The organism is Bacillus sp. FSL W7-1034, from assembly GCF_038593365.1.
Classification (GTDB): domain Bacteria; phylum Bacillota; class Bacilli; order Bacillales; family Bacillaceae; genus Bacillus; species Bacillus altitudinis.
Genome location: NZ_CP151989.1, coordinates 1720867 through 1743588, shown reverse-complemented (window position 1 = coordinate 1743588; position 22722 = coordinate 1720867). Strand labels below are relative to the sequence as shown.

The window sequence follows — 22722 nt, the reverse complement described above, 5'->3', positions numbered from 1 at the left end:
ACTCCCTATTCAACTGAAACCGAAATCTATCATAACACGAAAAAAAATCGCTTAGTAGACTAGACTTTTTGTTTTATTTTTTGTAGGCATCGCACTGTAAATCTTCTGACACTTCTGTTATTTCCACTGCAACACCTAATTCTTTGAGCACCGCTTCAAGCGCAGAGACGATCGAGGCTTCTCTTACTAACTCTTTCCCGTTTACAGAAACGCTTGTTCCATATTCGAAACAGGAGTCATCTTCACAAGTTTGTTCCCAATGATTAATTTTAATTTTGTGTGTCATGAACTCATCCTTTTCTGTCTAGATGTCTAATGCATGTTTATAGTGTAGCGACTTCACATTCATTTGTAAATTTACGTGCTTACTCTTCATCAAAGTCTTCACTATCACCATCATCTTCATCCCATTCATCTATGTACTTTGTCGTAATGAGCGTCAGCTCTCCTTCTTTTTCATCAAACCGGTATACATGTACTTCATCATCTTTCACAACAGCAATGTGATTATTTTTTAGCGCAACAGATGATGGTAAAAGACCATCAACATGGCTCCCATCATGCTCACTAGAATGGTTATGCCAACTTTCTTGTCTCGTTTCGATGTTCGAGATGGCGCATGATCCAAATAAGACAACGATTCCAATCAAAAGAAGGATCACTCGAATCCTTCTCAATTCAAGCTCTGCATTTTCCATATAAATCCCCTCACCTTTTAAATGTCCAATAAGGATTTATACGCAACTTGGACAGAAAAGTTTCATGGCATACAAAATAGCCCCTCTGCACTGACAAAAAACGTAGCGGGTTTCGGCCGGTTTATTCGCAGCTGCATGGGGCTATTGGTGAAAACGGGTGTTTATTCTAATTCAAGATTTACATTTTTTTGAGGAGCAAATGTTGAAATCGCATGTTTATAAATAAGTTGCTGCTTCCCTTCTGTCTCAAGCAGCACCGTGAAATTGTCAAATCCCTTTACTTGACCGCGAAGCTGAAAGCCATTCAGTAAAAATACTGTGACAAATGTATTGTCTTTGCGGATCTGATTCAAAAATTGGTCCTGAATATTAATCGGTTTCATGTTTCGTCCTCCTTGATTCTGATAACTACAGTTTCGCTTTAAGTCCAAGCTTTCCTGCTATATATGCGAAAATTTCCTCTTTTTTGTCCGAAAAGTGGCAAGGTGGTGTCATATCAAACCAGGTGACATCCATTTTATTACGGAACCACGTAAACTGACGCTTCGCATATCTGCGGGAATTTTGTTTTAATTGCTGGATGGCTTCATCAAGTGAGCAATCGCCTTGAAAATAGGCATACAACTCTTTATAACCAATCGCTTGAACAGACTGACAATCTTTCAAACCAGATTGATAAAGTGCGCTCACTTCTTCAATTAAGCCTTCATCTAACATCATATCAATTCTTTGATGAATGCGCTCGTACAAAAGCTCTCGGTCCATTTTCAGCCCAATGAAGGCAGTGTCATAAAGAGGAACTTCTTGATGCCCGTTTTGCATATCAGACATTTTCTGACCTGTTGTATGGATGATTTCAAGCGCCCTGATCACGCGGCGGACGTTATTCGGATGAATCGCTTTTGCAGCGATAGGATCGGCTTCTTTTAGCTTTTCATACAGCTTGATCGGTCCATGTTGCTGTTCAAACAGCGTCATCTCTTCTCTAAAAGCAGGATCACTTTTCTCATCAGTAAACGTGTAATCATATAAAACAGACTGAATATATAGCCCAGTTCCACCAACAATCATGGGCGTTTTCCCTCTCGCAGCAATCTCTTTGATTTTTAAGCGGACAAGCTGCTGAAATTCAGCTGTAGAAAACGATTCATCCGGTTGTTTAATATCGATTAAATGGTGCGGTACGCCATTCATTTCTTCAGGGGTGATTTTCGCTGTGCCAATATCCATCCCTTTATAGATCTGCATGGAATCCCCGCTGATAATTTCTCCATTAAATGCTTTCGCTATATCAATGCTCAGCTTTGTTTTTCCGACAGCCGTCGGACCTACTAATACAATCACTGGTTGTTTTTTCATAACATCACTCTCTTTTACAAACTGCCTACAGTATAGCATAACTTCTCTTTCTCTCCTATATCCTCCCGTCACCAGCCAAGTGGTTCATTCCCGACCACTTCATATGTCTTTCCTTTTAAACGGTGCTTATGCGTTGGCCTTTCTTCATCTGGACTGTAAACGACTCCCCCATATGGAATCGGGACAGAGTCGGTATAGGCAGAAAACGTGACTTCCTCAATTTCATGGTAGTGCGTCCCGTCCACTCTTGGGATAGCAGGTCCAGTGACGCCATAATATCTATGAAAATGCCCTCTTTCAAATGACGTGATCCCCCGGTAATAATGAGTATGTCTGTCGGTACTGCTTCCATTCACAGGCTGAGAAATACCTTCTATTAAATGATAATGTTCTTCTGTTACATCCGTTCGCGCTTTATAAGCATGTGCATGAGGTGGACATTTAGCCCAATCAGACGGATACAGGCCCATTTTTTACATTCCTCCTTATTTTAGGCATTCACCCAAACACAAGTGGGCCACTCGAATACACTGATGTCAGTTACAGTGATTTTATGTGAAAGGAGTCTTTTTTTATGAATTATTTTGACGCACCGTTTGTTCAAGATGAGATGAGAAGACCTTTTGGATTTGGACGCCCTGGATTTGGTTTTGGAAGACCTGGGTTTGGGTTTGGGCGCCCTGGTTTTGGCTATGGGAGACCTGGATTTTTTGGACCGCCATTTTTAGGTGGTTTTGCTGGAGGACTTTTAGCTGGGTCGCTTCTTGCTCCAGGATATGGCTATGGTTATCCTTATCCACCGCCATACCCGCCATATGGACCATACCCTTATTATTAAATATGACGATTTAGTGAAAACATCCTCTTATAAAATGAATCGATTGACACATTTGTTTTTCATAGGTTAACATTTACTTTACCGACCGTTCAGTAAAGTAGGTGTTTTTTTTTATGTCTAAAACGAAAAAAGAACAAATTTTTGAGGCAGCAGCTCACACCATTCTAAAAGAAGGATTGAGTCAGCTCACCCTTCAGCAGGTGGCAGAACATGCAAATATGACCAAAGCCGGGCTACTGTATCATTTTTCGAGCAAGGAAGACCTGATCCAGCAAATGAATGAGCATGCGGTTGCCTCTTTTCGTCAACAGCTTGACACGTATCAGGAAACATACAAAAACGAAAAGGCACCTTATGTACGTGCCTATATATTGGCCACATTAAATGACCTTGATAGACAAAACACCACACAGCTATGTACAAGCATGCTGGCTACCATGTCATTTGATGAAGCATTATTAAATCCTTGGCGTCATTTTTATGCGGAATTTAAAGAAAAAGCAACCGAGGAAATCAATGACCCTGCACTTAGCCAGCTGATCCGTCTTGCCTGTGATGGTATATGGTTTTCAGAAATGTTTCAGCTTGAACCATTGAATCGAGAGGAAAAAACCCTTTTACTTCATCGGATTTTACACATTTTAGAGGAGGGATGATGATGATCCTCGGATATCTTTTTTTGACTATCGCCATTTTTTCAGAAGCAATCGGGGCAGCGATGCTGAAACTATCAAATGGTTTCACACGCTTTAAACCTAGCGCTGTCGTTGTCGCTGGCTACACACTTGCTTTTTACATGTTGTCATTGACCCTTAATATCATTCCACTTAGCATGTCTTACGCCACTTGGTCTGGGGTCGGTACCGTCCTCACGGCTTTTTTTGGCGTGCTCTTTTTCAAAGAAACCTTGAACCGTCAAGCACTTATTGGAATGGCGATGCTTGTTTCAGGGGTCGTACTATTAAATATGTCTTAAAGGATGTGAAGTGATATGAAAGGAATGCTTTATTTAACAGGAGCCATTTTGACAGAGGTTTTTGGCAGTACGATGCTGAAGCTTTCGCAAGGTTTTACACAGGTGCTGCCGAGTATGGGGGTGATGATCGGATTTGGATGCGCCTTTACCTTTCTCAGTTTGGCACTCAAAACAATTGATCTGTCATCTGCATATGCCACTTGGTCTGGGGTCGGTACAGCACTTACTGCTCTTGTGGGCCTCGTGCTATTTAACGAAACCATTCATATGAAAGGATTCATTGGTCTTGCACTTGTCATATGCGGCGTCATTGTCTTAAATCAATCCAAAAAACAAAAGGAAGAAAAGACAGAACCATTCGATCAAACCGAATGGACGTCATAAAAAAAGTCATTTTCTCCATTAATCAAGAGAAAATGACTTTTTTGTCTTAATGACCAGCTTTGATGGTTTCTTCTAAGGAAATATGGACATTCCCTTGCACAGCTCTAGAGATCATACATGAGCTTTCAGCTTTATGTGCAAGCTTACGAGCTCGTTCTATGTCCTGTGCTGTAGCCGACTCTTTGAGAATGATGACAGGACGGTGAATGATTTTCTCATATGTAAACACACCGTTTGTCACATCGACAACTGCCTCAGAGCTCATCGATAAATCCTCTTTCTCTAATTGACTCCGCTCCATCATGGCTGCAAGTGTAATGATATAACATGTGGCCGCTGCACCTAGGAGCATCTCATCTGGATTTGTTCCAATACCCGGTCCATCCATTTCTTTTGGAATGGAAATCTCCGTCTTTAACTGTTCACATTCGATTGTCCCCACATCGTTACGCAGACCAGGCCAGCTTGCCTGAAGATGAAAATGATGACGCGCCATATCTGTCTCTCCTTTTGTTATCACTTTTTATAGTGTAACAAGAATTCATCTTGCTGTCTTAAGATGTGCACCATCCTTACGTATATTCTTCATCCAGCACCGTTCGAATCGCCCTGACATACCGGTAGAACGTCTCGTTTTTTGTACTCGACCGCTGCCGAAAATCGAAACTGTCAAATAACGCTTCCCGTTGACTTCTACTAATCTCAAGCTGTACACTTTGCCCTGTTTTTGTAAGATTATTAATATTATGATTGCTCGTTCCGCTTAGGGTTGCGTGTGCAACTGCAAGTTCAGCAGAAAAACCGTTGCGCTCTAATGAGTTCACAATTTTCTCAGCACGGTTATAGTCTGTTCCGCCAACAAGGGTGTGATCAATTCCCGGCTCCCCTTTATAACCATGAACAGCTAATACATAATCATGTGCTTTTGCCTGTGCGACTCCGATTGGTTCATCGAAGTTTGTACTTGTAATATGAAGTTCTGATGCATTTTCTCTCAAACCTTCAAATAAGTACGTAGAAAAATCGTTATCAAAAAAATGGACAATCTCACTAACGCCGCCTTCGATTCTCCCGCCATGAGGCGACATCACTAGAAGACGGCTGCCGGGCACTGGATTGGATGTAATTTGATAATGATCTGTTGATTCATTCTCTTCCAGTTCTTTAAAATTGCGATACATATCATTTGAACCGCTTTCGTCTTCTCCACCTGATGACACTGGCTCATCATGTTCCTGTGCTTGCATGGTATAATAGACGCCCCATCCGATGACAAGCAGGAGAAGCAAAGCAAAAAACTTCTTCATTCCCGTTCTCCTTTAACAGATTTCTAAGCCGTTTCTATGATTAATATTGAATCATCATTTCTTTTCATTTTTTCCACATTTTCTCTTCAAATTTGATCATAACACTCTAGATCATGAGATTCCTCAAAAATAAGATAATTGCATTTATATACACAGAAACGCCTCTCCTGATTGAAAACAGAGTTAGAATAGTATGACAAACAAATGAAGTTATGTTTAAAATGACCTAGTCCTACCCAGTCTGTTTTCTTTAATTCGTCTTTTTTTTATGCGAATTTGATTTTTTTCATCTGGAATGAATCACATTTGTATGAGCATTGACCCTGTCTAGAACCCCCCTTTTTTCTGCAGAATCCTCTGTTTTACTGGTTCTCTAAGAAGAACTCTCCCACCTATCATCGGCAGTTTTGATATGATTTCCACCTTTTTCTATTATTTTACAAAATGTAAGCGCTTTTCTTTTTAAAGGGAATGAGTCAGCCGCCAATATGAACAAAAGAAGGGACAAGAATCCGAACAAAGATGCTGTCATGTTCATAACGTAAGAGTGTACGAGAATGGATAGCTAGAATGGAGGGCATCACATGTTTGGATTTTCCATGGTACAAATGGTCAGAACACATGCTAGTAAATTGGATCAGCCTTTAAGAGAAACCGTCCTTCACCTCTATAAGCCTTTTAAGTGGACGCCTTGTTTTCTTCATCGTTTTTTTGAAGGAAGGCTAAAGAAGAGCAAGAAGCTTCGGGTCATCATTGAATTTAAAGAAGATGCAGTTGAAGCAGGTATTCAAAGCACAAAGCAGCTAATGAAAAAAAGCAGAAAAACAAACATCAAAAAACATTTTTCACATATTAACTGCTGCGCTGCTGATCTTACCCCTGCTGCTTTAGAGGAACTCTTAGCGAATGAAGAGCATATTCGCAAAATATATTTAGACAGACAGGTACATGCACTGCTGGATGTGGCAACACAATCAAGTCATGCGGATGAAGTCGTTCGAAATGGCACAACCTTAACCGGTGAAGGCATTACGGTTGCGGTCGTTGACACAGGCGTATACCCACATGAGGACTTAGATGGAAGAATTCGCGACTTTGTAGATTTAGTCAAACAAAAAACGAAACCTTATGATGATAACGGTCATGGAACGCATTGCGCTGGGGATGTGGCTGGAGACGGAGCTGCCTCAGACGGCTTATACAAAGGACCCGCTCCAAAAGCCAATATCATTGGGGTAAAAGTGTTAAATAAACAAGGGACTGGATCACTTTCTACTATTATAGAAGGTGTTGAGTGGTGCATACAGTTCAACGAAGACCATCCTGATGACCCAATTCACATCATCAGTATGTCACTAGGCGGCGATGCACAGCGTTATGATGACGAACAAGACGATCCGATGGTGCGCGCTGTCAATGCAGCTTGGGATCAAGGGATTGTCGTATGCGTTGCTGCCGGGAACTCCGGTCCTAACAGTCAAACGATCGCAAGCCCTGCTGTGAGTCAAAAAGTCATTACAGTCGGAGCCTATGATGATCGAAATACGCCAGAATCAAGTGACGATGTCGTGGCACCATTTTCGAGCAGAGGTCCAACGGTCTACGGTGAAACAAAGCCCGACCTCCTCGCACCAGGAGTCAATATCGTCTCTCTTAGATCACCAAGATCATTCCTAGATAAACTAGATAAATCAAGTAGAGTCGATGATGATTATACGACGTTATCTGGCACTTCGATGGCGACACCCATTTGTGCCGGTATCTGCGCACTATTATTAGAGCATTCACCAGATTTAACACCTGATGAAGTCAAAGCCTTATTAAAAGAAAATACAGGCAAGTGGTCTGGAGAGGACCCAATGATTTACGGAGCAGGTGCCGTCGACGCAGAAAAAGCAATCCAAGAATAAATAAAAAAGCCCTTTACGTTTTTCGTAAAGGGTGTTGTTTTGTCTGTTTTTATGTGTGAAGTCTTTCTTCTACTTGAGCAGCTGACATGTTATGCTTCGTTCTCATACATCTCATCTCCTTTTTGAATGTGCGTACGCGCTTCGATCACAATTTCAAAAAAAGTGGAAGATTCCTTGTACATGTCGCGTTCCTTATAATAATTAGCCGCATCAAGTGCCAATTCCTCTAAATCAGCAAACATTTTTTTGTTTCGTAGTCCCAAAAGGGCTGATCTCAATTGTTCAGAGCTGTCTGTTTCTATATAGAGTGCCTGTAAAAATTGGAATTTCAATTGATAAATTTCATCTCCCAATATAGAGGCCTGATTCATGCCTTCCTTTATAGCCTCACTCGCTCGCTCCATATCTTCGAGTTTAAAACAAGTAAGAGCCAGTGAAAACAATGATTTGATCATCGTTGCAGCTTGATCTTTTTGATAAAGTGAAATGGCTTGTTCAAAGAAGACAGTCGCTGTATGATAGGTTCCCATACTATAATGACAAGTTCCTAAGTTATTGAGGGCCATCGCCTTAAAATAAGATGTGCATTCTTTTCTTTCCATTGCTTCACACACTTTTAAAGCTTTTTCTAAATACGGGAGCGCTTTTTGATGCTGATTTACATCAATCCAATTACCTGCCATCACAAAATCGCATTGAATGCTTCTTTTTCCATAAAGCTGATGTTTCTTATAGATGTCTCTCGCTTTTTTCGCATAATGCATAGAAAAATAGGTTTGTTTCATATGATAGTATACTTCAGCAATTTTATAATAAAATTCCGCTTTTTCGATCTCATCTGTCACTAAGATCAGCTGATGTTCCGCATGCTTATAATAGGAAATGGCTTCGATATACCGGTGCTGGGTAAATGCATACATTCCATGGAAAAAATGAAAGTAATAGCCCAATAAACCCGTCATCTCATCTTCTGCCTCTTCAATTTCTTTTGGAAAAGAGACCGCTTGAAGCGATTCATTCCCTGCATGGACTGGCGTTAAGTGCTGAAGCATCATTTGATGGCGAAAATCCATGAGGGAATAATAGAGTAATAAATCTTGATCTTCTTCCATCTCATGAATGTCTTCTTCAACAAGGCGCTTCATATCGTTTGCCTGATCAACTTCAAATTTGCAAATATGTGTGTACCATTGATTGATTTTTACACCTACTTCGGAAGATGGTATTTTGTGTGCCATCCACTTCAGCCCCATTCTATCATATCAAACTGATAACTATTATTTTACATAATTTATGATTTTAAGGCAAATTGTCATTTATTTCATATTTTATGTTGATTTTGCACATTTCTATCTTTTTTACCAAGTTTAAAGAGAGTACTTTTGCCCATCAAAACCTTTTTTCTACGAAGAAGGGTCGAATTCTCTAAGCACTTCTTTTAAACCACTGACATAGCGACTGAATGCTTTTTTCTTTCCTTTTCTCGTATCAAAGTTGTCAAAAAAGGCTTTTCTCTGCGCCGTACTAATTTCTAACTGGACACTTTCTCCACTTGCATTTTGATTATTAATGTTGTTTGGATCCGTTCCAGAGAGGCGCTCACCTTTTTGCACGAGCTCTGCGGAGAAGCCCCGGTCTTTTAGTTCTCGCACAACCGCTTCTTGCATTTTTTCGTTTGTCCCGCCCACAAGTGTATGTCTTCTATCACTTTTATAGCCGTGGATAGATATAGAAAAGGGATATGTTTTAATCATTTGAACCAAAATCGGTTCATCGAATTTTGTACTAGTGATATGCAAGTCACGATTGTTGTCTTGTTTTGTCCCTTCAAATAAATACGTAGAGTACTTCTTTTCAAATGCTTCTACAATTTCACTTGTTCCTGGTTCAATTTCGCCGCCATGAGGAGAAAAGACAAGTAAGTCACTTCCCCCTTTTTCATGAAACTCTATCTCATAGCCGTCTCTTTCATGCCGTATAAGCTGTTTAAAACTTTCATATTGATCCCCTTTTTTTCGCTCTTTCTTATACTTTTCTACTTCTTCATGATGTTGTTTTTGCTCTTTATTTTCTTGGATAGAATGGCTGCATTTCACCATTAAAAGAGCACACAGGATGAGAAAGATGAATCCACATATGAGTAGTCTTTTCATTTCACCGCTCCTTTTCATTCTCTTCGATGTCATCTTATCGCATTATTTTACTATCAATCGCTAAAAGAATTCAAAGAATGTCCGGCTCCTTTTCATGAATCAGGAGAACTTACCTGTTTTTTTATGTTGCCTTAGGTATTTTCGGCTTCTTTAAAACGGTTCATGTGCAAGTAAAAACTAAATCCTATGACCTCATTTTAGTTTTAGTCAAAAACACCTACAAAATTGGGAATTTTCATCTTTTTTCAAATAAAAAAGCTGTAAACAAAAGGAATATCTCCTTCTGTTTACAGCCGGTCTCTGTATATCCAGCATTAAACTCTTAATTCATTCTCTAATGCTGTCAGCACTTCATCTTGCGACATGCCTTGTGCCAGTGAAATTTCGCTCACTAACATGCCCCGTGCATCTTCAAGCATCTTCTTTTCACTAGAATTTAAGGCTTTTTTCTGATTACGTCTCATCAGATCTTTAACAACGTCTGCGCCATCTTCAATCGAACCTGTTTTTAGCTTTTTTAGATTTTCATCATATCTTTGCTTCCAAGTAAGCGTGTCGTCGTTTGTTTCTTCTGCAAAATTGTTCATCACAACTTTCAGCGTAGCTTGATCAGCTACCGGACGTATACCTAGTTGATTGATTCTGCCTTTTGGGACCATCATCTGCATATTCGGCATTTGAATCAGAAAATATTCCTGCGTCTTACCTAAAATCTCTTTTTCTTCCATTCCTTCAATCACACCGGCTCCATGCATTGGATAAACAATTTTATCACCTATTTGAAACAAATCCGCCACCTCCGAAAGTATTCACAATATCATTATAACACATTTCAGCAGAGGATAAAAATTTATATTTTATCATGTTAATTTAGCACTAGTCAATTCTTTTTATTTGAGTTTTTAAAGAATTAGCCTTTTTTTACAAAAGGAGCGCCACCATCCAGTCCTCGTACACCTTTCTTGCATATACTAGCATTGAGTCACATTTAGGAGGGATGACAATGTGCAAATGCAAGAGCAAACATTCCCACTCAAAATGCTATAAAAAGCATGACGATCATCACCATATTGATCCGTGTGAAAAAAAGAAGTTTTATCATAAAAAAGATGATTGGTTTGAGAGCGATTTTTGGGATACGTCAAGAAGCTACGATCCCCATTATTTTCCTAAAAGTGTCTGCAGCAGATGTAAGAAGCGTCGCAGAAAAAGACATAGCTTCTCATTTTAGTGTTTGACGCTGCACCTGCTTTTTGTTTTCCCGGCTGAAAAGCCGGTTTTTTTGTTGCATGTCGTTCTTTTCTTTCATATGGATAGGCTCATGAAACAGGTGCAGCTCATAAGATATGGCAACCTGAAAAAAAGGATGAGATACAAAATGAATAATATGAATAACCAAACCAACCATTACCATCAAGGGAATCCCTATCACACGTTTGAAAATGTGTATACAGCCAATCATGAGCATATGATCGCACCAAACATGCATGACCCCATGAATATGCCAAATCATTATCATACCGGTAAAAAAGATGCTTATAGCGGACACCATCCGCATCATCATTCAGCCTATTCCCCTTTTACGAAGCAGTATGAACCCTATTCAAACGTACAAATGAACGATCACCATCACTTCGGTCACTACGGCGGTTATGGTATGGCTCCCTACCAGCCATATGGCTATCATGATATGCAGATGATGATGCCTGCAAATCATCATATGTCAGCAAATGCTTACGGAATGAACCAACCAAATGCATTCCTACCCCGTTATTACTAAAAAACAAGCAAAATAAGGGTATAAAATACCATTTAATGACATATAGGAATATGGTAACCTTATAGGTAAATAATGGATGTAATCATCTATTATTTACCTATAATCAACCAAGGGGGAAGGAAGAAATGAAGAAAACATGGACAATGATTATGATGGGGATGCTTACATTGGTCATGGCACTCTCAGTACCGCTAGCCGCATCAGCTGAAGGGGCTAAAACAGAGGAAAGCAAAGCTTCAACGAATGCAAGGCCAGCTGCCCTTTATGCAAAAATCACAGGAGCAAGTAAACAAGAATGGTCTTTTTCTGACATTGACCTGACTTACCGTCCAAATTCTGTTCTAAGTATTGGTGCAGTTGAATTTACTTTACCAGCAGGTTTTCAAGCCACAACAAAGGATATTATCAATGGAAAAGCTTTAAAAGACAGTTACATTTTGAACAATGGAAAAACTGTCCGCATTCCAGCTCGTTTCGATTTATTCGGAAGTTCCCAATATACATTACAACTTTCTCATAAAGTACTTCCTGCTGCAGGTACATATACGTTCCGTGCAGAAAATCGTGCGATCAGCATCGGTTCCACATTTTATGCAGAGGATACGATTGATATTAATAAACGACCAGTTGTCGTCACACCGCCAAATCCTTGCGGATGCTAAACAAAAAAGCGCTCTTAGAGCGCTTTTTCTCATTTATCACATGTCTTGCCGCTGTGCTTACTGCATTTTATATAATTGTTACACCATATCTCATGATGGTCTGTCATCATTTAGTTGGCAAATCCATATATGGCGTTTTTTATTGTTATTTTTGCTCTTTTAGTTTTTTAAAAATCACAAATTGATATACGCCAAATAGTAAGGTTAGGATCATAATTGCGGTAAATAGTTGATCGACTGGAAGCAAAAAATATACGACAACAAAAGATAAAAGCAAAACAAAGTAACCTATATTGAACGCTTTTTTAAATGTCATCATATTCCCTCCTTTTTACAATCATATCACGCTTCACCTAATCGTATAACCAAATAACAAAAACCCCTATCCATTTGAGGAAAGGGGTTATCCTTACAACATGACAGCGGATGTTTATCTTCACATCACAACAACACGAAACAGACTATCGGATTGAAAAATTAATTGGTGGGCAAACCGATTCACCCACCAGCTAAAACCCTGCTACATCACCCGTTTAAACATCTTCTCCATTTCATATGTGGAATGATGAATTATAATCGGCCGGCCATGCGGACATGTAAATGGGTCTTGTGTTTGCCGGAGTTCATCTAATAAGGCTTTGATTTCATCGTGACGCAAATGACGATTTGCTTTAATCGAGCCTTTACAGCTCATCATAATCGCCGCTTCTTCTCTCAGTTTCTTGATATCCACACGCTTTTCATCAAGTACTTGCTGAATGATTTCTTCGATGAGTTCAGCCTCTTCTCCTTTAGGAAACCACTGCGGATGCGATCGAACGATATAGCTGCCTGATCCGAATGGCTCTAAGAAGACCCCTACTTTTGCTAAAATATCGATATGCTCTTCAATAATCAACATATCGTTTTTTGAGTAGTGAAAAGTTAATGGAACAAGCATTTCTTGCACTTCCTGTTCAATGTCTCCTACCTTTTCACGAAAGTACTCATACTTGATTCGCTCTTGGGCAGCGTGCTGATCGATGATATAAAGACCGCGTTCATTTTGAGCCAAAATATACGTTCCGTGCATTTGTCCAATCGGATACATCACAGGGACACGTTCACTTTCAGCCTGATGCTGGGCTGCACTGTCTTCCAGTATCACTTCGTCATGTTGTTCATGCGAAGCTGCAGATTCCTCTACATATACATGATCAAACGTTTCTTCAGACGATGCTGGTAAAGTCGCTTCCGTACTTTCCGGTTCACGCACCCCGTATGTGTCGTTCTGACTGGTCTCGTATACAGCCGATTCGAGCGAGTCCGGCTCATAGGAAACAGGTGTTTCCATTCGGCTATTCATTGTTTGTTTAGAATCAAAAGATAAGGACTGCTGCTCATTTTTCACTGCTGGCATTGGTGCTTTTTTTGGCACTGTAGCACTTGGAATGAGCTGCTGCTTTTGAAAGACGTCCTTAATCCCTTGTTTGATCAATTCATGAAGTTCCTGCTCTTTACTTAGTCTTACTTCAAGTTTAGAAGGATGTACGTTCACATCGACTAAAATTGGGTCCATCTTCATCTCAATAAATGTAATCGGATGGCGTCCGATCGGGAGCAGTGTATGGTATCCTTCATGAATGGCTTTCACCAGTGGGAAATGCTTGACGTATCTACCGTTGACAACAGAAGACATATAATTACGTGATGCCCTTGTCACTTCTGGTAAGGAAATATAGCCTTTCACTTCAAAATCAAGTGATTGTACATGTAGTGGCAGCATTTTTTTGGCCACTGCCGTTCCATAAATGGCCGCAAGCACATGCCGCACATCTCCGTTTCCATTTGTTTGAAGCAGCACTTTTCCTTGATGTCGCAAACGAATCGACACTTCTGGATGAGCAAGTGCAATTCGGTTCACAACATCAGAAATGTTGCCAAGCTCCGTATGAACAGTTTTCATGTATTTTAGACGGGCTGGCGTATTATAAAATAAATTGGTGACCACAATTTCGGTGCCGCGACGGCCAGAGGTTTTTTTCTCCGAAATGATCTTCCCGCCTTGGAGAGCTAAGTGTGTTCCAGCACCTTCACCGGTACTTGTCTTCATTTCTAAGTGAGAGACGGAGGCAATACTTGGCAGCGCCTCCCCCCTGAAACCGAGCGTCCTGACACGAAACAGATCATTTTCATCTTTGATTTTACTCGTCGCATGACGCTGAAAGGCGAGCTTACAATCTTCAGCATCGATTCCCATCCCATTATCAATAATTCTAATAGAAGAAAGTCCTGCTTCTTCTACATCGATTTCAATGACAGTACTACTAGCATCGATCGCATTTTCCACGAGCTCCTTCACAACAGAAGCCGGGCGTTCGACCACTTCACCTGCTGCAATTTTATTTGATAGGTCATCGGATAACTGAATAATCTTTGCCATTTCTTGCTCACCTCACCTTACATTATAATTTCTTTTGCAATTCATATAGCTTTGTCATCGCTTCAAGCGGTGTCATATCCATTAAATTAAATGACTTTAATTCTTCGATCACTGCTTGATCTTTGTTTTTCAGCACAGGTTTTGTTTGCGGTTTTTCTTCCACTTCAAAGAAAGATAGCTGCTGTTTTTCCTCAGCCACTTCTTTTTTCGGGGCTTTAGAGACGCGCGGAATCACTTCATGTGATCCGCTCTCAAGCTCCGTTAAGATGGTCTGGGCTCGATCAATGATCGCATCAGGCAGTTCAGCAAGCTGCGCTACATGGATGCCGTAGCTTTTATCCGCTGCTCCTTCTTTGATTTGATGTAAGAAAACAACTGTCCCTTCATGTTCTTCTGCTCGTACGTGGACATTTTTCAGTTCGCTTAATTGGGATTCCAGTACCGTCAGTTCATGATAATGGGTAGAGAAAAGCGTTTTGGCTCCAATATGATCATGCACAAATTCAATGATTGCCTGTGCAAGAGCCATTCCATCATAAGTGCTTGTCCCGCGTCCAATTTCATCAAATAAAATCAAGCTGTTCTTTGTCGCATGCACCATCGCATTTTTTGCTTCGAGCATCTCTACCATAAAAGTACTTTGACCAGAAATCAAATCATCTGCCGCCCCAATACGTGTAAAGATTTGATCAAAAATCGGAAGGGTTGCCTTTGATGCTGGCACAAAACAGCCAATTTGCGCAAGAATCGAGATCAATGCCATTTGTCTCATATATGTGCTTTTCCCTGACATATTCGGACCAGTAATGAGCAAGGTTTGTCTCCCTTTGCCCATTTGGCAGTCATTCGGCACATACTCTTGATGATCCATCACTTTTTCAACAACAGGATGACGACCATCAATGACTTCCACTTCATCTGATGAAAATTCAGGGCGGACATAACGCCGCTTTTCACTCACAGTCGCAAAGCATTGCAGCGCATCAAGCTCACTCATTTGTTTTGCGAGCAACTGTAATCTAGGAATATAGGCTTTTACTTGTTCCCGAAGCGCAGAAAATAGTTCATATTCCAATTCACTAATATTTGATTCCGCCTCAAGAATAAGGGCTTCTTTTTCTTTCAATTCAGGTGTAATATACCGCTCTGCATTGGCAAGGGTTTGTTTTCTTTCATAACGGCCTTCTTCTAATAAATGCGTATTTGCACGGGTCACTTCGATATAGTAGCCAAACACTTTATTAAAGCCGACTTTCAACGATCGAATGCCTGTATATTCTCTTTCTTGCTGTTCAAGACGAGCGATCCAGTCTTTCCCGTTTCGGCTCGCATCACGATATTCATCTAATTTTGCATTGTAGCCGTCTTTAATCAAATTGCCTTCTTTTAACGTCATCGGCGGATTCTCATAAAGAGCATCTTCTAATAAATCAAGTAAATCACCGCATGGGTCAATGTCATTTGCTCTAGATTTCGCCATATCCTCCGGGAGAGAATGGACAAGCTCTTTAATAGCCGGCACTTGCTTGAGAGATTCTTTCAATTGAATAAGATCACGGGCATTCACATTTCCAAATGCCACACGGCCTGCTAGACGTTCAAGATCATACACTTGCTTTAAACGTTCTCGCAGATCCTCTCGCTCAAAGAAATGTTCCATCAGAATTTGCACCATTTCCTGGCGTTCTTTGATTTGTGAAAGGCGGATGAGCGGACGATCGATCCATTGCTTCAGCAATCTTCCGCCCATTGCCGTTTTTGTTTCATCTAAGAGCCATAATAAAGAACCCTTCTTGCTTTTTGAACGGATGGTTTCTGTTAATTCAAGGTTTCTTTTTGAGTAAAGATCAATTTTCATCGTTTGTTCAAGCTCAAATACTTGAACTTGCTGAAGATGATCAAGACTCCTTTTTTGCGTTCTTCTTAAGTATGCATAGAGTGTTAAAAATGCTATTTTCAGATGCTCGTCAAGATGAGAAACGAGTCGTTCAGCTTCATCTATTAATTCATCGCTATCTTCGTATGAGATGGTCGCTTGGCAGCGTTCCTTCAGGGTTTTCACCGTTTCTTCATCGAGCTGCTTTGATACCACAATCTCTTTTGCACCGACAGAATAAATTTCAGACACAACTTCATCTAACCGTTCAATGAAAGCCGCCATGTTTTCACCTGTTGATAAATCGGAAAGCGCAAGACCGTAGCCATTTTGAAAGCTGGAAACAGACGCGATAAAGTTATTTTCGTTTTCATTCAGTCCTTTGCCATCCATGACCGTACCTGGTGTAATCAGTTGAACGACCTCTCTTTTGACCACACCTTTTGCTGTTTTAGGGTCTTCCACCTGCTCACAAATGGCGACTTTATAGCCTTTTTCTATCAGTTGTTCTATGTATGCAGACGCAGAATGATATGGAACTCCACACATTGGAATCGTGCCGCCATCCCTGCTTGTTAACGTAATTTCTAATTCTTGTGCTGCTTCTTTTGCATCATCAAAAAACATTTCATAAAAATCGCCTAAGCGAAAAAATAAAAAGGCATCTTGGTAATCTGCCTTGATCTTTAAATATTGCTGTATCATGGGCGTATAACTTGCCATATTTCTAATCCCTCACTATATTACTTTCGAATTCATACCATCTTTCATTATAGCATAAAAATTCACCTTTTTTCCCTAGATCAAGGCACAAAAAAACTAGGGGGATATGCGCCCTAGTCATCAATTACTCTTCTGGATCACCCGCGAGGAATTCTGGATGAATATCTTCTAATTCCTCATCCACTTCTTCTTCCCATTCGTGATCATCTTTTTCTTTCCAGCTTGAATTGACTTCTACAACAATTTTGGTTTCCCCTACTACTTCAGCAATGAATTCACGCTCTGCTTGAACGACAATTTTATTGCCATTTGGAGAAATGGTGACTTCTAAGCAATTGGGCTGCTGTAAGACTTTCGCAATCACTTCGTGCTCATCATCAAGGAAGTTTTTATCTTTATATCTCAGTTTGATGATATCTACATATTTTACACGTTCTGTGACCACTTCGGTTTTCGTGTTGTCTGCGTAAGAATACCACACGTTAATATCAAATGTACCTTCAATCTCAACTGTTTTACCGACCTTTTCAGCATCATACTTATGATTAATGATCCAACCGCCTAGGATGCTGGTTGGTTTTTGCGATGGAGAAATGGTGTGTGTGCTTTGGGTAAATTTCCTCCCTTTTGCAACCACCGCTTTTGTAATAATTTCTCTGTATTCAGACATTCCGGCATGCCTCCTTGTTCTTGATCGTTTTATCTTATGCTGGGCATTCGTCTAGTGTGTCACGATTTTGAGTCTCATGTTCAATTAAATTCATTTCTGTTTCAGTGTATGCATGGTCGCCCATAAACTTGCCTTGAAAATTGGAAAAGTTGGAGAGTGAGAGATTGAGGTTGATGGAAGCTGAAAGATGTGATTTAATAATGAAGTCACAGTCCCTTTAGGAGTGGCTATATATAAAAATTAATATAAATTTTCGTTTAGAATTAAAGATTAAAATGAATATCAAAAAATTTTTACTTCTTTTAACTCGTATTAGGTATTTCATAAAGAAATAAACTAACCATATAAAATAAAATAGGGGCTGTGGCGTCAACAAATTGTTGATGTCACAGCCTTTAAACTACAAATAACAAATATAGATAAGAATACACAAACAAAAAACCCCGCATCTGCGGGGTTTTCTCATTTAATGGAGCAACTTGGGGATGAGTTTTTCACTTTTGAACCGGTTTCTCCTAATAAGAGGTCACCGCCGGTTGAAAGAATGATTTCATCCGTTACTTGATTAGAAATTGTGTGCGCTACAAGCTGAAGCAGGGAATTAACCTCTGTTTGTGATTCTTTGAATTCTTGAATCACTGGGATCTCATCCAGTTCTTCTTGCAGGGCATCAATTTTTTCTTCCACTTGTTTTAAGGCTTCATGTTTGCCATAATGCTTTAAATTCACAGCTTGCTTTTGAAGCGCCTTAATTTGATTAATGATCGCTGCAATTTTTGTATTTTCATTGATTTGCGCTTCTGCTTTTTTGAAGAAATCAACTTCTTCTGTTTCAGAAATCATTTTCGCGAGCTCTCTTGCGCGCTCGACAATCTCTTTCTTTGAATAAAGCGTCATTTTAATTCACCTCGATAGCTTCTCCAACCATTTCTCCGTCAAGAGACCAAGTTTTGGCTTGTGTGATTTTCACTTTGACGATGTTGCCAATCGCTTCTTTTGGTGCTTTAAAATTCACAAGCTTGCTTTTACTTGTATATCCGGCTAGGATCTCAGGGTTGTTTTTACTTTCACCCTCTACTAATACTTCGACAGTCTGCCCTTCATATTCCTTCATTTTTTTCGCAGAAATTTCATTTACGAGTGCATTCAGGCGCTGCAGACGTTCTTTTTTTACACGCATTGGCACGTTGTCTTTCATATTGGCTGCTGGTGTTCCTTCTCTTGGAGAGTAAATGAACGTATAAGCCGCATCAAACTCAACCTCACGATAGAGGGAAAGCGTCTCTTCAAACTGCTCATCTGTTTCATTTGGGAACCCAACGATAATGTCCGTTGTTAATGAAGCATTTGGCATTGCCTCTTTGATTTTGCGCACTAGGTCAAGGTAACGTTCACGGTCGTATTTTCTTGCCATGAGTTTCAGCACAGAAGAACTTCCTGATTGAACCGGCAAATGAATATGGTCGAGAAGGTTTCCGCCTTTGGCAAGCACTTCAATTAAGTGATCATCAAAGTCACGCGGGTGGCTTGTTGTAAAACGGATACGTGGAATATCGATTTTACGCAGCTCATCCATGAGGTGACCAAGACCATATTCCATGTCTTCAAAATCTTTTCCATACGCATTCACGTTTTGACCAAGAAGGGTAATTTCTTTATATCCTTCTGCTGCTAAGCGCCTGACCTCTTGAATAATTTCATCCGGACGGCGGCTTCTTTCCTTACCGCGCGTGTAAGGGACGATACAGTATGTACAGAATTTATCACAACCGTACATGATATTCACCCAGCCCTTAATTTTTCCTTGGCGGGCTCTCGGAAGATTTTCAATCACATCGCCTTCTTTAGACCAAACCTCAATGACCATTTCTTTTGAAAGGTAGCATTCAGATAATAGCTCTGGCAGGCGGTGAATGTTGTGGGTACCGAAAATCAAGTCAACAAATGGGTGTTTCTTTAAAATACGGTTAACGACAGATTCTTCTTGCGACATGCATCCGCAAACGCCTAAGATTAAATCTGGCTTTTCACGCTTTAATGCTTTTAAATGACCAAGCTCTCCAAACACTTTGTTTTCTGCATTCTCACGAATGGCGCAAGTGTTTAATAAGATGACATTCGCATCTTCAGTCGAATTTGTTGGTTCATAACCAAGCGCCATAAAAATACCAGCCATCACTTCTGTGTCATGCTCATTCATTTGACAGCCATATGTGCGAATATAAAACTTGCGGCCGTTCCCTAACCCTTGAAACCGCTCGTCAATTTGAAATTGATTGTATTCGACTTCTTCTTTACCCCGTTTTTTTGCATCTTTTAAGGAAGGCGGAATGTACACAGCTTCAAAATATTGGCTGTAGTCCTTCTCGGATTTTTTGTCCGATGAACTTACTTGTCCGCTCGCTTTTCTCTGCTCTTCATTCATGAATTTGTACTCCTTTCAAACCAAGCTCCACCCTACAGTATAGACTATTTTGTCGTGAATTGAAAATAAATTCATATGTGTTTTTTCTATGAAAAATGTCTATTCATCTGGACAGTCATCAATACTCTTGATCAAAAGAAAAGAGAGCCTCAGCTCTCTCAATCAAGTATATTCAGTTTTTTTGCTTCTTCTTCGATGATTGTCAGTGCACGGTCAAGCTCTTCTTTTGTGTGCTCTGCTGTGATGATGGCTCTAATTCTCGCTTTTCCTTTCGCTACAGTTGGGAAAGCAATGCCTTGAGCGAAAACGCCGCGCTCGATTAATGCTTTTGAAAAACGGAAAGTGAGTGCCTCGTCTCCAATCATCATCGGAATAATAGGCGTTTCTGTTGGTGCCACCTCAAATCCAAGACCGATGACTTTTTCTTTAAAATAGGCCGCGTTCTCCCAAAGTGTTTCAATGCGTTCTGGTTCGTCTAACAGCACTTCAATGGCTTCTTCACAGGCTCTTGTGACAGCCGGCGGATGTGAGGTGCTGAATAAAAACGGTCTTGCTTTATGCTTTAAATAGTCGATTAAAACGGCAGAACCAGCGACGTAACCGCCTAGCACACCAACTGCCTTACTAAGTGTGCCAACCTGAATATGCACTCTGCCGTCAAGTTGAAAATGATTCACTGTTCCGCGCCCATTTTCACCAAGTACTCCAGACGCATGGGCATCGTCTACCATCACAAAGGCATCATATGCTTCTGCAAGTCTTACAATCTCAGGAAGCGGTGCAATATCTCCATCCATTGAGAAAACACCATCTGTCACGATAAGACGGACGCGGTAATTCATCGATTTCTTTAAAATTTTCTCAAGCTCTTCCATATTAGAATGAGCATATACTTTTTTATCTGCCTTTGTTAAGCGAATCCCATCGATGATTGAGGCATGGTTCAGCTCATCTGAAATGACAATATCATCTTTTGTAAGAATACTGGATAAGACCCCTTGGTTGGTCGTAAAGCCTGATTGGAATACGAGGGCTGCCTCTGTCTTTTTAAAAGCAGCGAGCTTTTTTTCAAGCCGTTCATGCATTGTCATCGTTCCAGCAATGGTTCGTACAGATCCTGTTCCAGCACCGAATTCATCAATCGCCTCTTTTGCCGCTTTCATCAGCCTTGGATGTGAGGTGAGACCTAAGTAGTTATTTGAAGAGAGTTGTATGACGGATTGTTCATTTAATGTCACCGTGGAAGATTGTTTGGAATCGATTTCTTTCAGTGTTTGATGGGTGCCTTGCTGCTTCATTGTGTCCAATTCATCTTGTAAATACGTAAATTCTTTCATCATTTCGTCCCCCTTTGATATGATGGCATGATCAGTACGACCTTCCCGCAAGTACCATTTCTCATGAATTCAAATCCCTTTTCAAAATCTTCAAATGGCAGCGTATGGGTGACAACCGGCTGTACATCAATGGTATTCGTTCTTAAAAGTTCAGATACTTGACGCCACGTCTCAAACATTTTTCTCCCCGTGATCCCTTGCACGGTTAATCCCCTAAAAACAATTTGATTCGTAATGTCAATGGTTACCGGCCGCTCTGGCAAACTTAGTATATTCACTTTCCCTCCATTTGCACAAGCTTCGAGTGCTTGATTAATCGCAACGGGATGTCCTGACATCTCACACATCACGTCTGCCCCTTCCATCCGCGTGAGCTGCTTAATCATGGCAACAGGATCATCTTTTCCGATATCCACGATATGATCTGCACCCATTTTACGGGCAAGATCCAGTCTGTATTCATTTTTATCAACAGCGAACACTTGGACAGCCCCGGAGGCTTTTGCAACCGCAATCGCCATTAAACCAATGGGACCACAGCCAAAAATCGCCACTGACTTTCCTGAAACAGGTGTATGCAAAACTGTATGAACAGCATTTCCAAGCGGTTCTTGAATAGATGCAAGTTCCACTGGCATTTGAGCTGGATTATGCCACACATTTTGTTCTGGTACTTTGACATATTCAGCAAAACAGCCATCAATGTCTACCCCTAAAATTTTCGTTTCGCTGCACAAATGCTGCTGACCCGTTAAACACATATAACACTGATTACAGACAATATGCGTCTCAGCCGATACAAAATCCCCTACTTTTGCTCGTGAGACTTGGTTCCCCGTTTTGACAACTTCCCCTGTGAATTCATGACCAAAAATGTACGGTGCTTGGACTCTCCCCTTCGCCCAATCATCCCAATTATAAATATGCACATCCGTTCCGCATATCGATGTAGCTTTTACTTGGATGAGCACTTCATGATCACTTATTTCTGGAATCGGCATTTCCATCATCGTCGCTCCGTAAGCGCTTTCTTTTTTAACAATCGCTTTCATCGTTCCACACATGACGTACAACCCCTTTGTTAAAAAACTTCTCCCAATCCGATCTTATCATGTCTTATTTTAGACGTAAATACCGCTGTCTTTCAGGAAAAGACAAATGAACACTCCACATATTTTTTTAGATATTTTTCTAAAAAAAAA

The 22722-nt window shown here is 40.4% G+C and carries 25 protein-coding genes; 7 read left to right on the top strand and 18 right to left on the bottom strand.

Features of this window, described 5'->3' with window-relative positions:
* Positions 1-73 precede the first annotated feature (73 nt).
* The 5 genes from NST73_RS08875 to NST73_RS08855 all read right to left on the bottom strand — a co-directional run bounded on the left by NST73_RS08875 (position 74) and on the right by NST73_RS08855 (position 2527).
* The gene (locus tag NST73_RS08875) at positions 74-286 is read right to left on the bottom strand and encodes a hypothetical protein (RefSeq protein ID WP_045035119.1); all 213 of its coding nucleotides are present in this window, start codon (positions 284-286) and stop codon (positions 74-76) included.
* Between the two features lie 79 nt (positions 287-365).
* On the bottom strand, positions 366-698 hold the full coding sequence (locus NST73_RS08870; RefSeq protein ID WP_035391989.1) for a YmzC family protein: 333 nt from the start codon (positions 696-698) through the stop codon (positions 366-368).
* Between the two features lie 161 nt (positions 699-859).
* The gene (hfq, locus tag NST73_RS08865) at positions 860-1081 is read right to left on the bottom strand and encodes an RNA chaperone Hfq (protein WP_003211269.1); all 222 of its coding nucleotides are present in this window, start codon (positions 1079-1081) and stop codon (positions 860-862) included.
* 25 nt (positions 1082-1106) lie between these two features.
* A complete protein-coding gene (gene miaA / locus NST73_RS08860; protein WP_342495453.1) occupies positions 1107-2057 on the bottom strand; it encodes a tRNA (adenosine(37)-N6)-dimethylallyltransferase MiaA in 951 nt (316 codons plus the stop codon).
* Between the two features lie 68 nt (positions 2058-2125).
* Complete coding sequence (locus tag NST73_RS08855) at positions 2126-2527, bottom strand: YmaF family protein (RefSeq protein ID WP_007499437.1); 402 nt, start codon at positions 2525-2527, stop codon at positions 2126-2128.
* A gap of 104 nt (positions 2528-2631) precedes the next feature.
* Between NST73_RS08855 and NST73_RS08850 the strand changes: the two genes are divergently transcribed.
* The 4 genes from NST73_RS08850 to NST73_RS08835 all read left to right on the top strand — a co-directional run bounded on the left by NST73_RS08850 (position 2632) and on the right by NST73_RS08835 (position 4255).
* Entirely contained in the window at positions 2632-2895 is a 264-nt protein-coding gene (locus NST73_RS08850) for a hypothetical protein (RefSeq protein ID WP_017359036.1), read from the top strand.
* 113 nt (positions 2896-3008) lie between these two features.
* Positions 3009-3551 carry a TetR/AcrR family transcriptional regulator gene (locus NST73_RS08845; RefSeq protein WP_041507251.1) on the top strand — a complete coding sequence of 181 codons (543 nt, stop codon included), beginning with the start codon at positions 3009-3011 and terminating at the stop codon, positions 3549-3551.
* Positions 3552-3553: 2 nt separating this feature from the next.
* The gene (locus NST73_RS08840; RefSeq protein WP_268363049.1) at positions 3554-3871 is read left to right on the top strand and encodes a multidrug efflux SMR transporter; all 318 of its coding nucleotides are present in this window, start codon (positions 3554-3556) and stop codon (positions 3869-3871) included.
* A 15-nt stretch (positions 3872-3886) separates the two neighbouring features.
* The gene (locus NST73_RS08835; protein ID WP_047945890.1) at positions 3887-4255 is read left to right on the top strand and encodes a multidrug efflux SMR transporter; all 369 of its coding nucleotides are present in this window, start codon (positions 3887-3889) and stop codon (positions 4253-4255) included.
* A 46-nt stretch (positions 4256-4301) separates the two neighbouring features.
* Here NST73_RS08835 and NST73_RS08830 read toward each other — a convergent pair whose 3' ends face one another.
* Together NST73_RS08830 and NST73_RS08825 are read right to left on the bottom strand one after the other, a co-directional pair.
* A complete protein-coding gene (locus tag NST73_RS08830) occupies positions 4302-4751 on the bottom strand; it encodes an OsmC family protein (protein WP_047945891.1) in 450 nt (149 codons plus the stop codon).
* A gap of 76 nt (positions 4752-4827) precedes the next feature.
* Positions 4828-5562, bottom strand: a complete 735-nt coding sequence (locus NST73_RS08825; protein ID WP_041507253.1) for a poly-gamma-glutamate hydrolase family protein — start codon at positions 5560-5562, stop codon at positions 4828-4830.
* Between the two features lie 584 nt (positions 5563-6146).
* Here NST73_RS08825 and NST73_RS08820 point away from each other — a divergent pair.
* On the top strand, positions 6147-7472 hold the full coding sequence (locus NST73_RS08820; RefSeq protein ID WP_342499522.1) for a S8 family peptidase: 1326 nt from the start codon (positions 6147-6149) through the stop codon (positions 7470-7472).
* A gap of 89 nt (positions 7473-7561) precedes the next feature.
* On the opposite strand, the gene NST73_RS08815 is transcribed toward NST73_RS08820, so the two are convergent.
* From NST73_RS08815 to NST73_RS08805, 3 genes are all read right to left on the bottom strand, one after another.
* Positions 7562-8710 (bottom strand): Rap family tetratricopeptide repeat protein, encoded by a 1149-nt coding sequence (locus NST73_RS08815; protein ID WP_056704766.1) that lies wholly within the window; start codon positions 8708-8710, stop codon positions 7562-7564.
* Positions 8711-8875: 165 nt separating this feature from the next.
* Positions 8876-9625 (bottom strand): poly-gamma-glutamate hydrolase family protein, encoded by a 750-nt coding sequence (locus NST73_RS08810; RefSeq protein ID WP_056704764.1) that lies wholly within the window; start codon positions 9623-9625, stop codon positions 8876-8878.
* 314 nt (positions 9626-9939) lie between these two features.
* Positions 9940-10413, bottom strand: a complete 474-nt coding sequence (locus tag NST73_RS08805; RefSeq protein ID WP_007499456.1) for a CarD family transcriptional regulator — start codon at positions 10411-10413, stop codon at positions 9940-9942.
* 590 nt (positions 10414-11003) lie between these two features.
* Between NST73_RS08805 and NST73_RS08800 the strand changes: the two genes are divergently transcribed.
* Both NST73_RS08800 and bslA read left to right on the top strand, forming a co-directional pair.
* A complete protein-coding gene (locus NST73_RS08800) occupies positions 11004-11405 on the top strand; it encodes a hypothetical protein (RefSeq protein WP_178896752.1) in 402 nt (133 codons plus the stop codon).
* 125 nt (positions 11406-11530) lie between these two features.
* Positions 11531-12067: a biofilm surface layer hydrophobin BslA gene (bslA, locus tag NST73_RS08795; RefSeq protein ID WP_024720390.1), complete on the top strand. Its 537-nt coding sequence runs from the start codon at positions 11531-11533 to the stop codon at positions 12065-12067.
* A gap of 145 nt (positions 12068-12212) precedes the next feature.
* Here the strand turns inward: bslA and NST73_RS08790 are convergent, their stop codons facing one another.
* From NST73_RS08790 to tdh, 8 genes are all read right to left on the bottom strand, one after another.
* Entirely contained in the window at positions 12213-12386 is a 174-nt protein-coding gene (locus tag NST73_RS08790; RefSeq protein WP_155720697.1) for a hypothetical protein, read from the bottom strand.
* A gap of 201 nt (positions 12387-12587) precedes the next feature.
* Complete coding sequence (mutL, locus tag NST73_RS08785) at positions 12588-14489, bottom strand: DNA mismatch repair endonuclease MutL (RefSeq protein WP_268382660.1); 1902 nt, start codon at positions 14487-14489, stop codon at positions 12588-12590.
* A 22-nt stretch (positions 14490-14511) separates the two neighbouring features.
* Entirely contained in the window at positions 14512-17088 is a 2577-nt protein-coding gene (gene mutS / locus NST73_RS08780) for a DNA mismatch repair protein MutS (RefSeq protein ID WP_342468026.1), read from the bottom strand.
* Between the two features lie 124 nt (positions 17089-17212).
* On the bottom strand, positions 17213-17758 hold the full coding sequence (gene cotE, locus NST73_RS08775; protein WP_007499466.1) for an outer spore coat protein CotE: 546 nt from the start codon (positions 17756-17758) through the stop codon (positions 17213-17215).
* A 462-nt stretch (positions 17759-18220) separates the two neighbouring features.
* Positions 18221-18655 carry a RicAFT regulatory complex protein RicA family protein gene (locus NST73_RS08770; RefSeq protein WP_008344661.1) on the bottom strand — a complete coding sequence of 145 codons (435 nt, stop codon included), beginning with the start codon at positions 18653-18655 and terminating at the stop codon, positions 18221-18223.
* 1 nt (position 18656) lies between these two features.
* Positions 18657-20183, bottom strand: a complete 1527-nt coding sequence (gene miaB / locus NST73_RS08765; protein ID WP_007499471.1) for a tRNA (N6-isopentenyl adenosine(37)-C2)-methylthiotransferase MiaB — start codon at positions 20181-20183, stop codon at positions 18657-18659.
* A gap of 158 nt (positions 20184-20341) precedes the next feature.
* Positions 20342-21523, bottom strand: coding sequence for a glycine C-acetyltransferase (locus NST73_RS08760; RefSeq protein WP_007499472.1), 1182 nt, complete (start codon positions 21521-21523; stop codon positions 20342-20344).
* Positions 21520-22584 (bottom strand): L-threonine 3-dehydrogenase, encoded by a 1065-nt coding sequence (tdh, locus tag NST73_RS08755; protein ID WP_342499521.1) that lies wholly within the window; start codon positions 22582-22584, stop codon positions 21520-21522. The genes NST73_RS08760 and tdh overlap by 4 nt, the downstream gene beginning before the upstream one ends.
* Positions 22585-22722: the final 138 nt, after the last annotated feature.

Excerpts from the sequence above, each read along its gene's own strand:
- NST73_RS08820 (WP_342499522.1), top strand. The coding sequence starts at position 6,147 with ATGTTTGGATTTTCCATGGTACAAATGGTCAGAACACATGCTAGTAAA.
- NST73_RS08840 (WP_268363049.1), top strand. The coding sequence starts at position 3,554 with ATGATCCTCGGATATCTTTTTTTGACTATCGCCATTTTTTCAGAAGCA.
- tdh (WP_342499521.1), bottom strand. The coding sequence starts at position 22,584 with ATGTGTGGAACGATGAAAGCGATTGTTAAAAAAGAAAGCGCTTACGGA.
- NST73_RS08790 (WP_155720697.1), bottom strand. The coding sequence starts at position 12,386 with ATGATGACATTTAAAAAAGCGTTCAATATAGGTTACTTTGTTTTGCTT.
- miaB (WP_007499471.1), bottom strand. The coding sequence starts at position 20,183 with ATGAATGAAGAGCAGAGAAAAGCGAGCGGACAAGTAAGTTCATCGGAC.
- NST73_RS08845 (WP_041507251.1), top strand. The coding sequence starts at position 3,009 with ATGTCTAAAACGAAAAAAGAACAAATTTTTGAGGCAGCAGCTCACACC.
- NST73_RS08835 (WP_047945890.1), top strand. The coding sequence starts at position 3,887 with ATGAAAGGAATGCTTTATTTAACAGGAGCCATTTTGACAGAGGTTTTT.
- NST73_RS08850 (WP_017359036.1), top strand. The coding sequence starts at position 2,632 with ATGAATTATTTTGACGCACCGTTTGTTCAAGATGAGATGAGAAGACCT.
- NST73_RS08875 (WP_045035119.1), bottom strand. The coding sequence starts at position 286 with ATGACACACAAAATTAAAATTAATCATTGGGAACAAACTTGTGAAGAT.
- NST73_RS08770 (WP_008344661.1), bottom strand. The coding sequence starts at position 18,655 with ATGACGCTTTATTCAAAGAAAGAGATTGTCGAGCGCGCAAGAGAGCTC.
- NST73_RS08815 (WP_056704766.1), bottom strand. The coding sequence starts at position 8,710 with ATGGCACACAAAATACCATCTTCCGAAGTAGGTGTAAAAATCAATCAA.
- NST73_RS08800 (WP_178896752.1), top strand. The coding sequence starts at position 11,004 with ATGAATAATATGAATAACCAAACCAACCATTACCATCAAGGGAATCCC.
- bslA (WP_024720390.1), top strand. The coding sequence starts at position 11,531 with ATGAAGAAAACATGGACAATGATTATGATGGGGATGCTTACATTGGTC.
- mutL (WP_268382660.1), bottom strand. The coding sequence starts at position 14,489 with ATGGCAAAGATTATTCAGTTATCCGATGACCTATCAAATAAAATTGCA.
- NST73_RS08810 (WP_056704764.1), bottom strand. The coding sequence starts at position 9,625 with ATGAAAAGACTACTCATATGTGGATTCATCTTTCTCATCCTGTGTGCT.
- NST73_RS08855 (WP_007499437.1), bottom strand. The coding sequence starts at position 2,527 with ATGGGCCTGTATCCGTCTGATTGGGCTAAATGTCCACCTCATGCACAT.
- NST73_RS08870 (WP_035391989.1), bottom strand. The coding sequence starts at position 698 with ATGGAAAATGCAGAGCTTGAATTGAGAAGGATTCGAGTGATCCTTCTT.
- miaA (WP_342495453.1), bottom strand. The coding sequence starts at position 2,057 with ATGAAAAAACAACCAGTGATTGTATTAGTAGGTCCGACGGCTGTCGGA.
- NST73_RS08760 (WP_007499472.1), bottom strand. The coding sequence starts at position 21,523 with ATGATGAAAGAATTTACGTATTTACAAGATGAATTGGACACAATGAAG.
- hfq (WP_003211269.1), bottom strand. The coding sequence starts at position 1,081 with ATGAAACCGATTAATATTCAGGACCAATTTTTGAATCAGATCCGCAAA.
- NST73_RS08825 (WP_041507253.1), bottom strand. The coding sequence starts at position 5,562 with ATGAAGAAGTTTTTTGCTTTGCTTCTCCTGCTTGTCATCGGATGGGGC.
- cotE (WP_007499466.1), bottom strand. The coding sequence starts at position 17,758 with ATGTCTGAATACAGAGAAATTATTACAAAAGCGGTGGTTGCAAAAGGG.
- mutS (WP_342468026.1), bottom strand. The coding sequence starts at position 17,088 with ATGGCAAGTTATACGCCCATGATACAGCAATATTTAAAGATCAAGGCA.
- NST73_RS08830 (WP_047945891.1), bottom strand. The coding sequence starts at position 4,751 with ATGGCGCGTCATCATTTTCATCTTCAGGCAAGCTGGCCTGGTCTGCGT.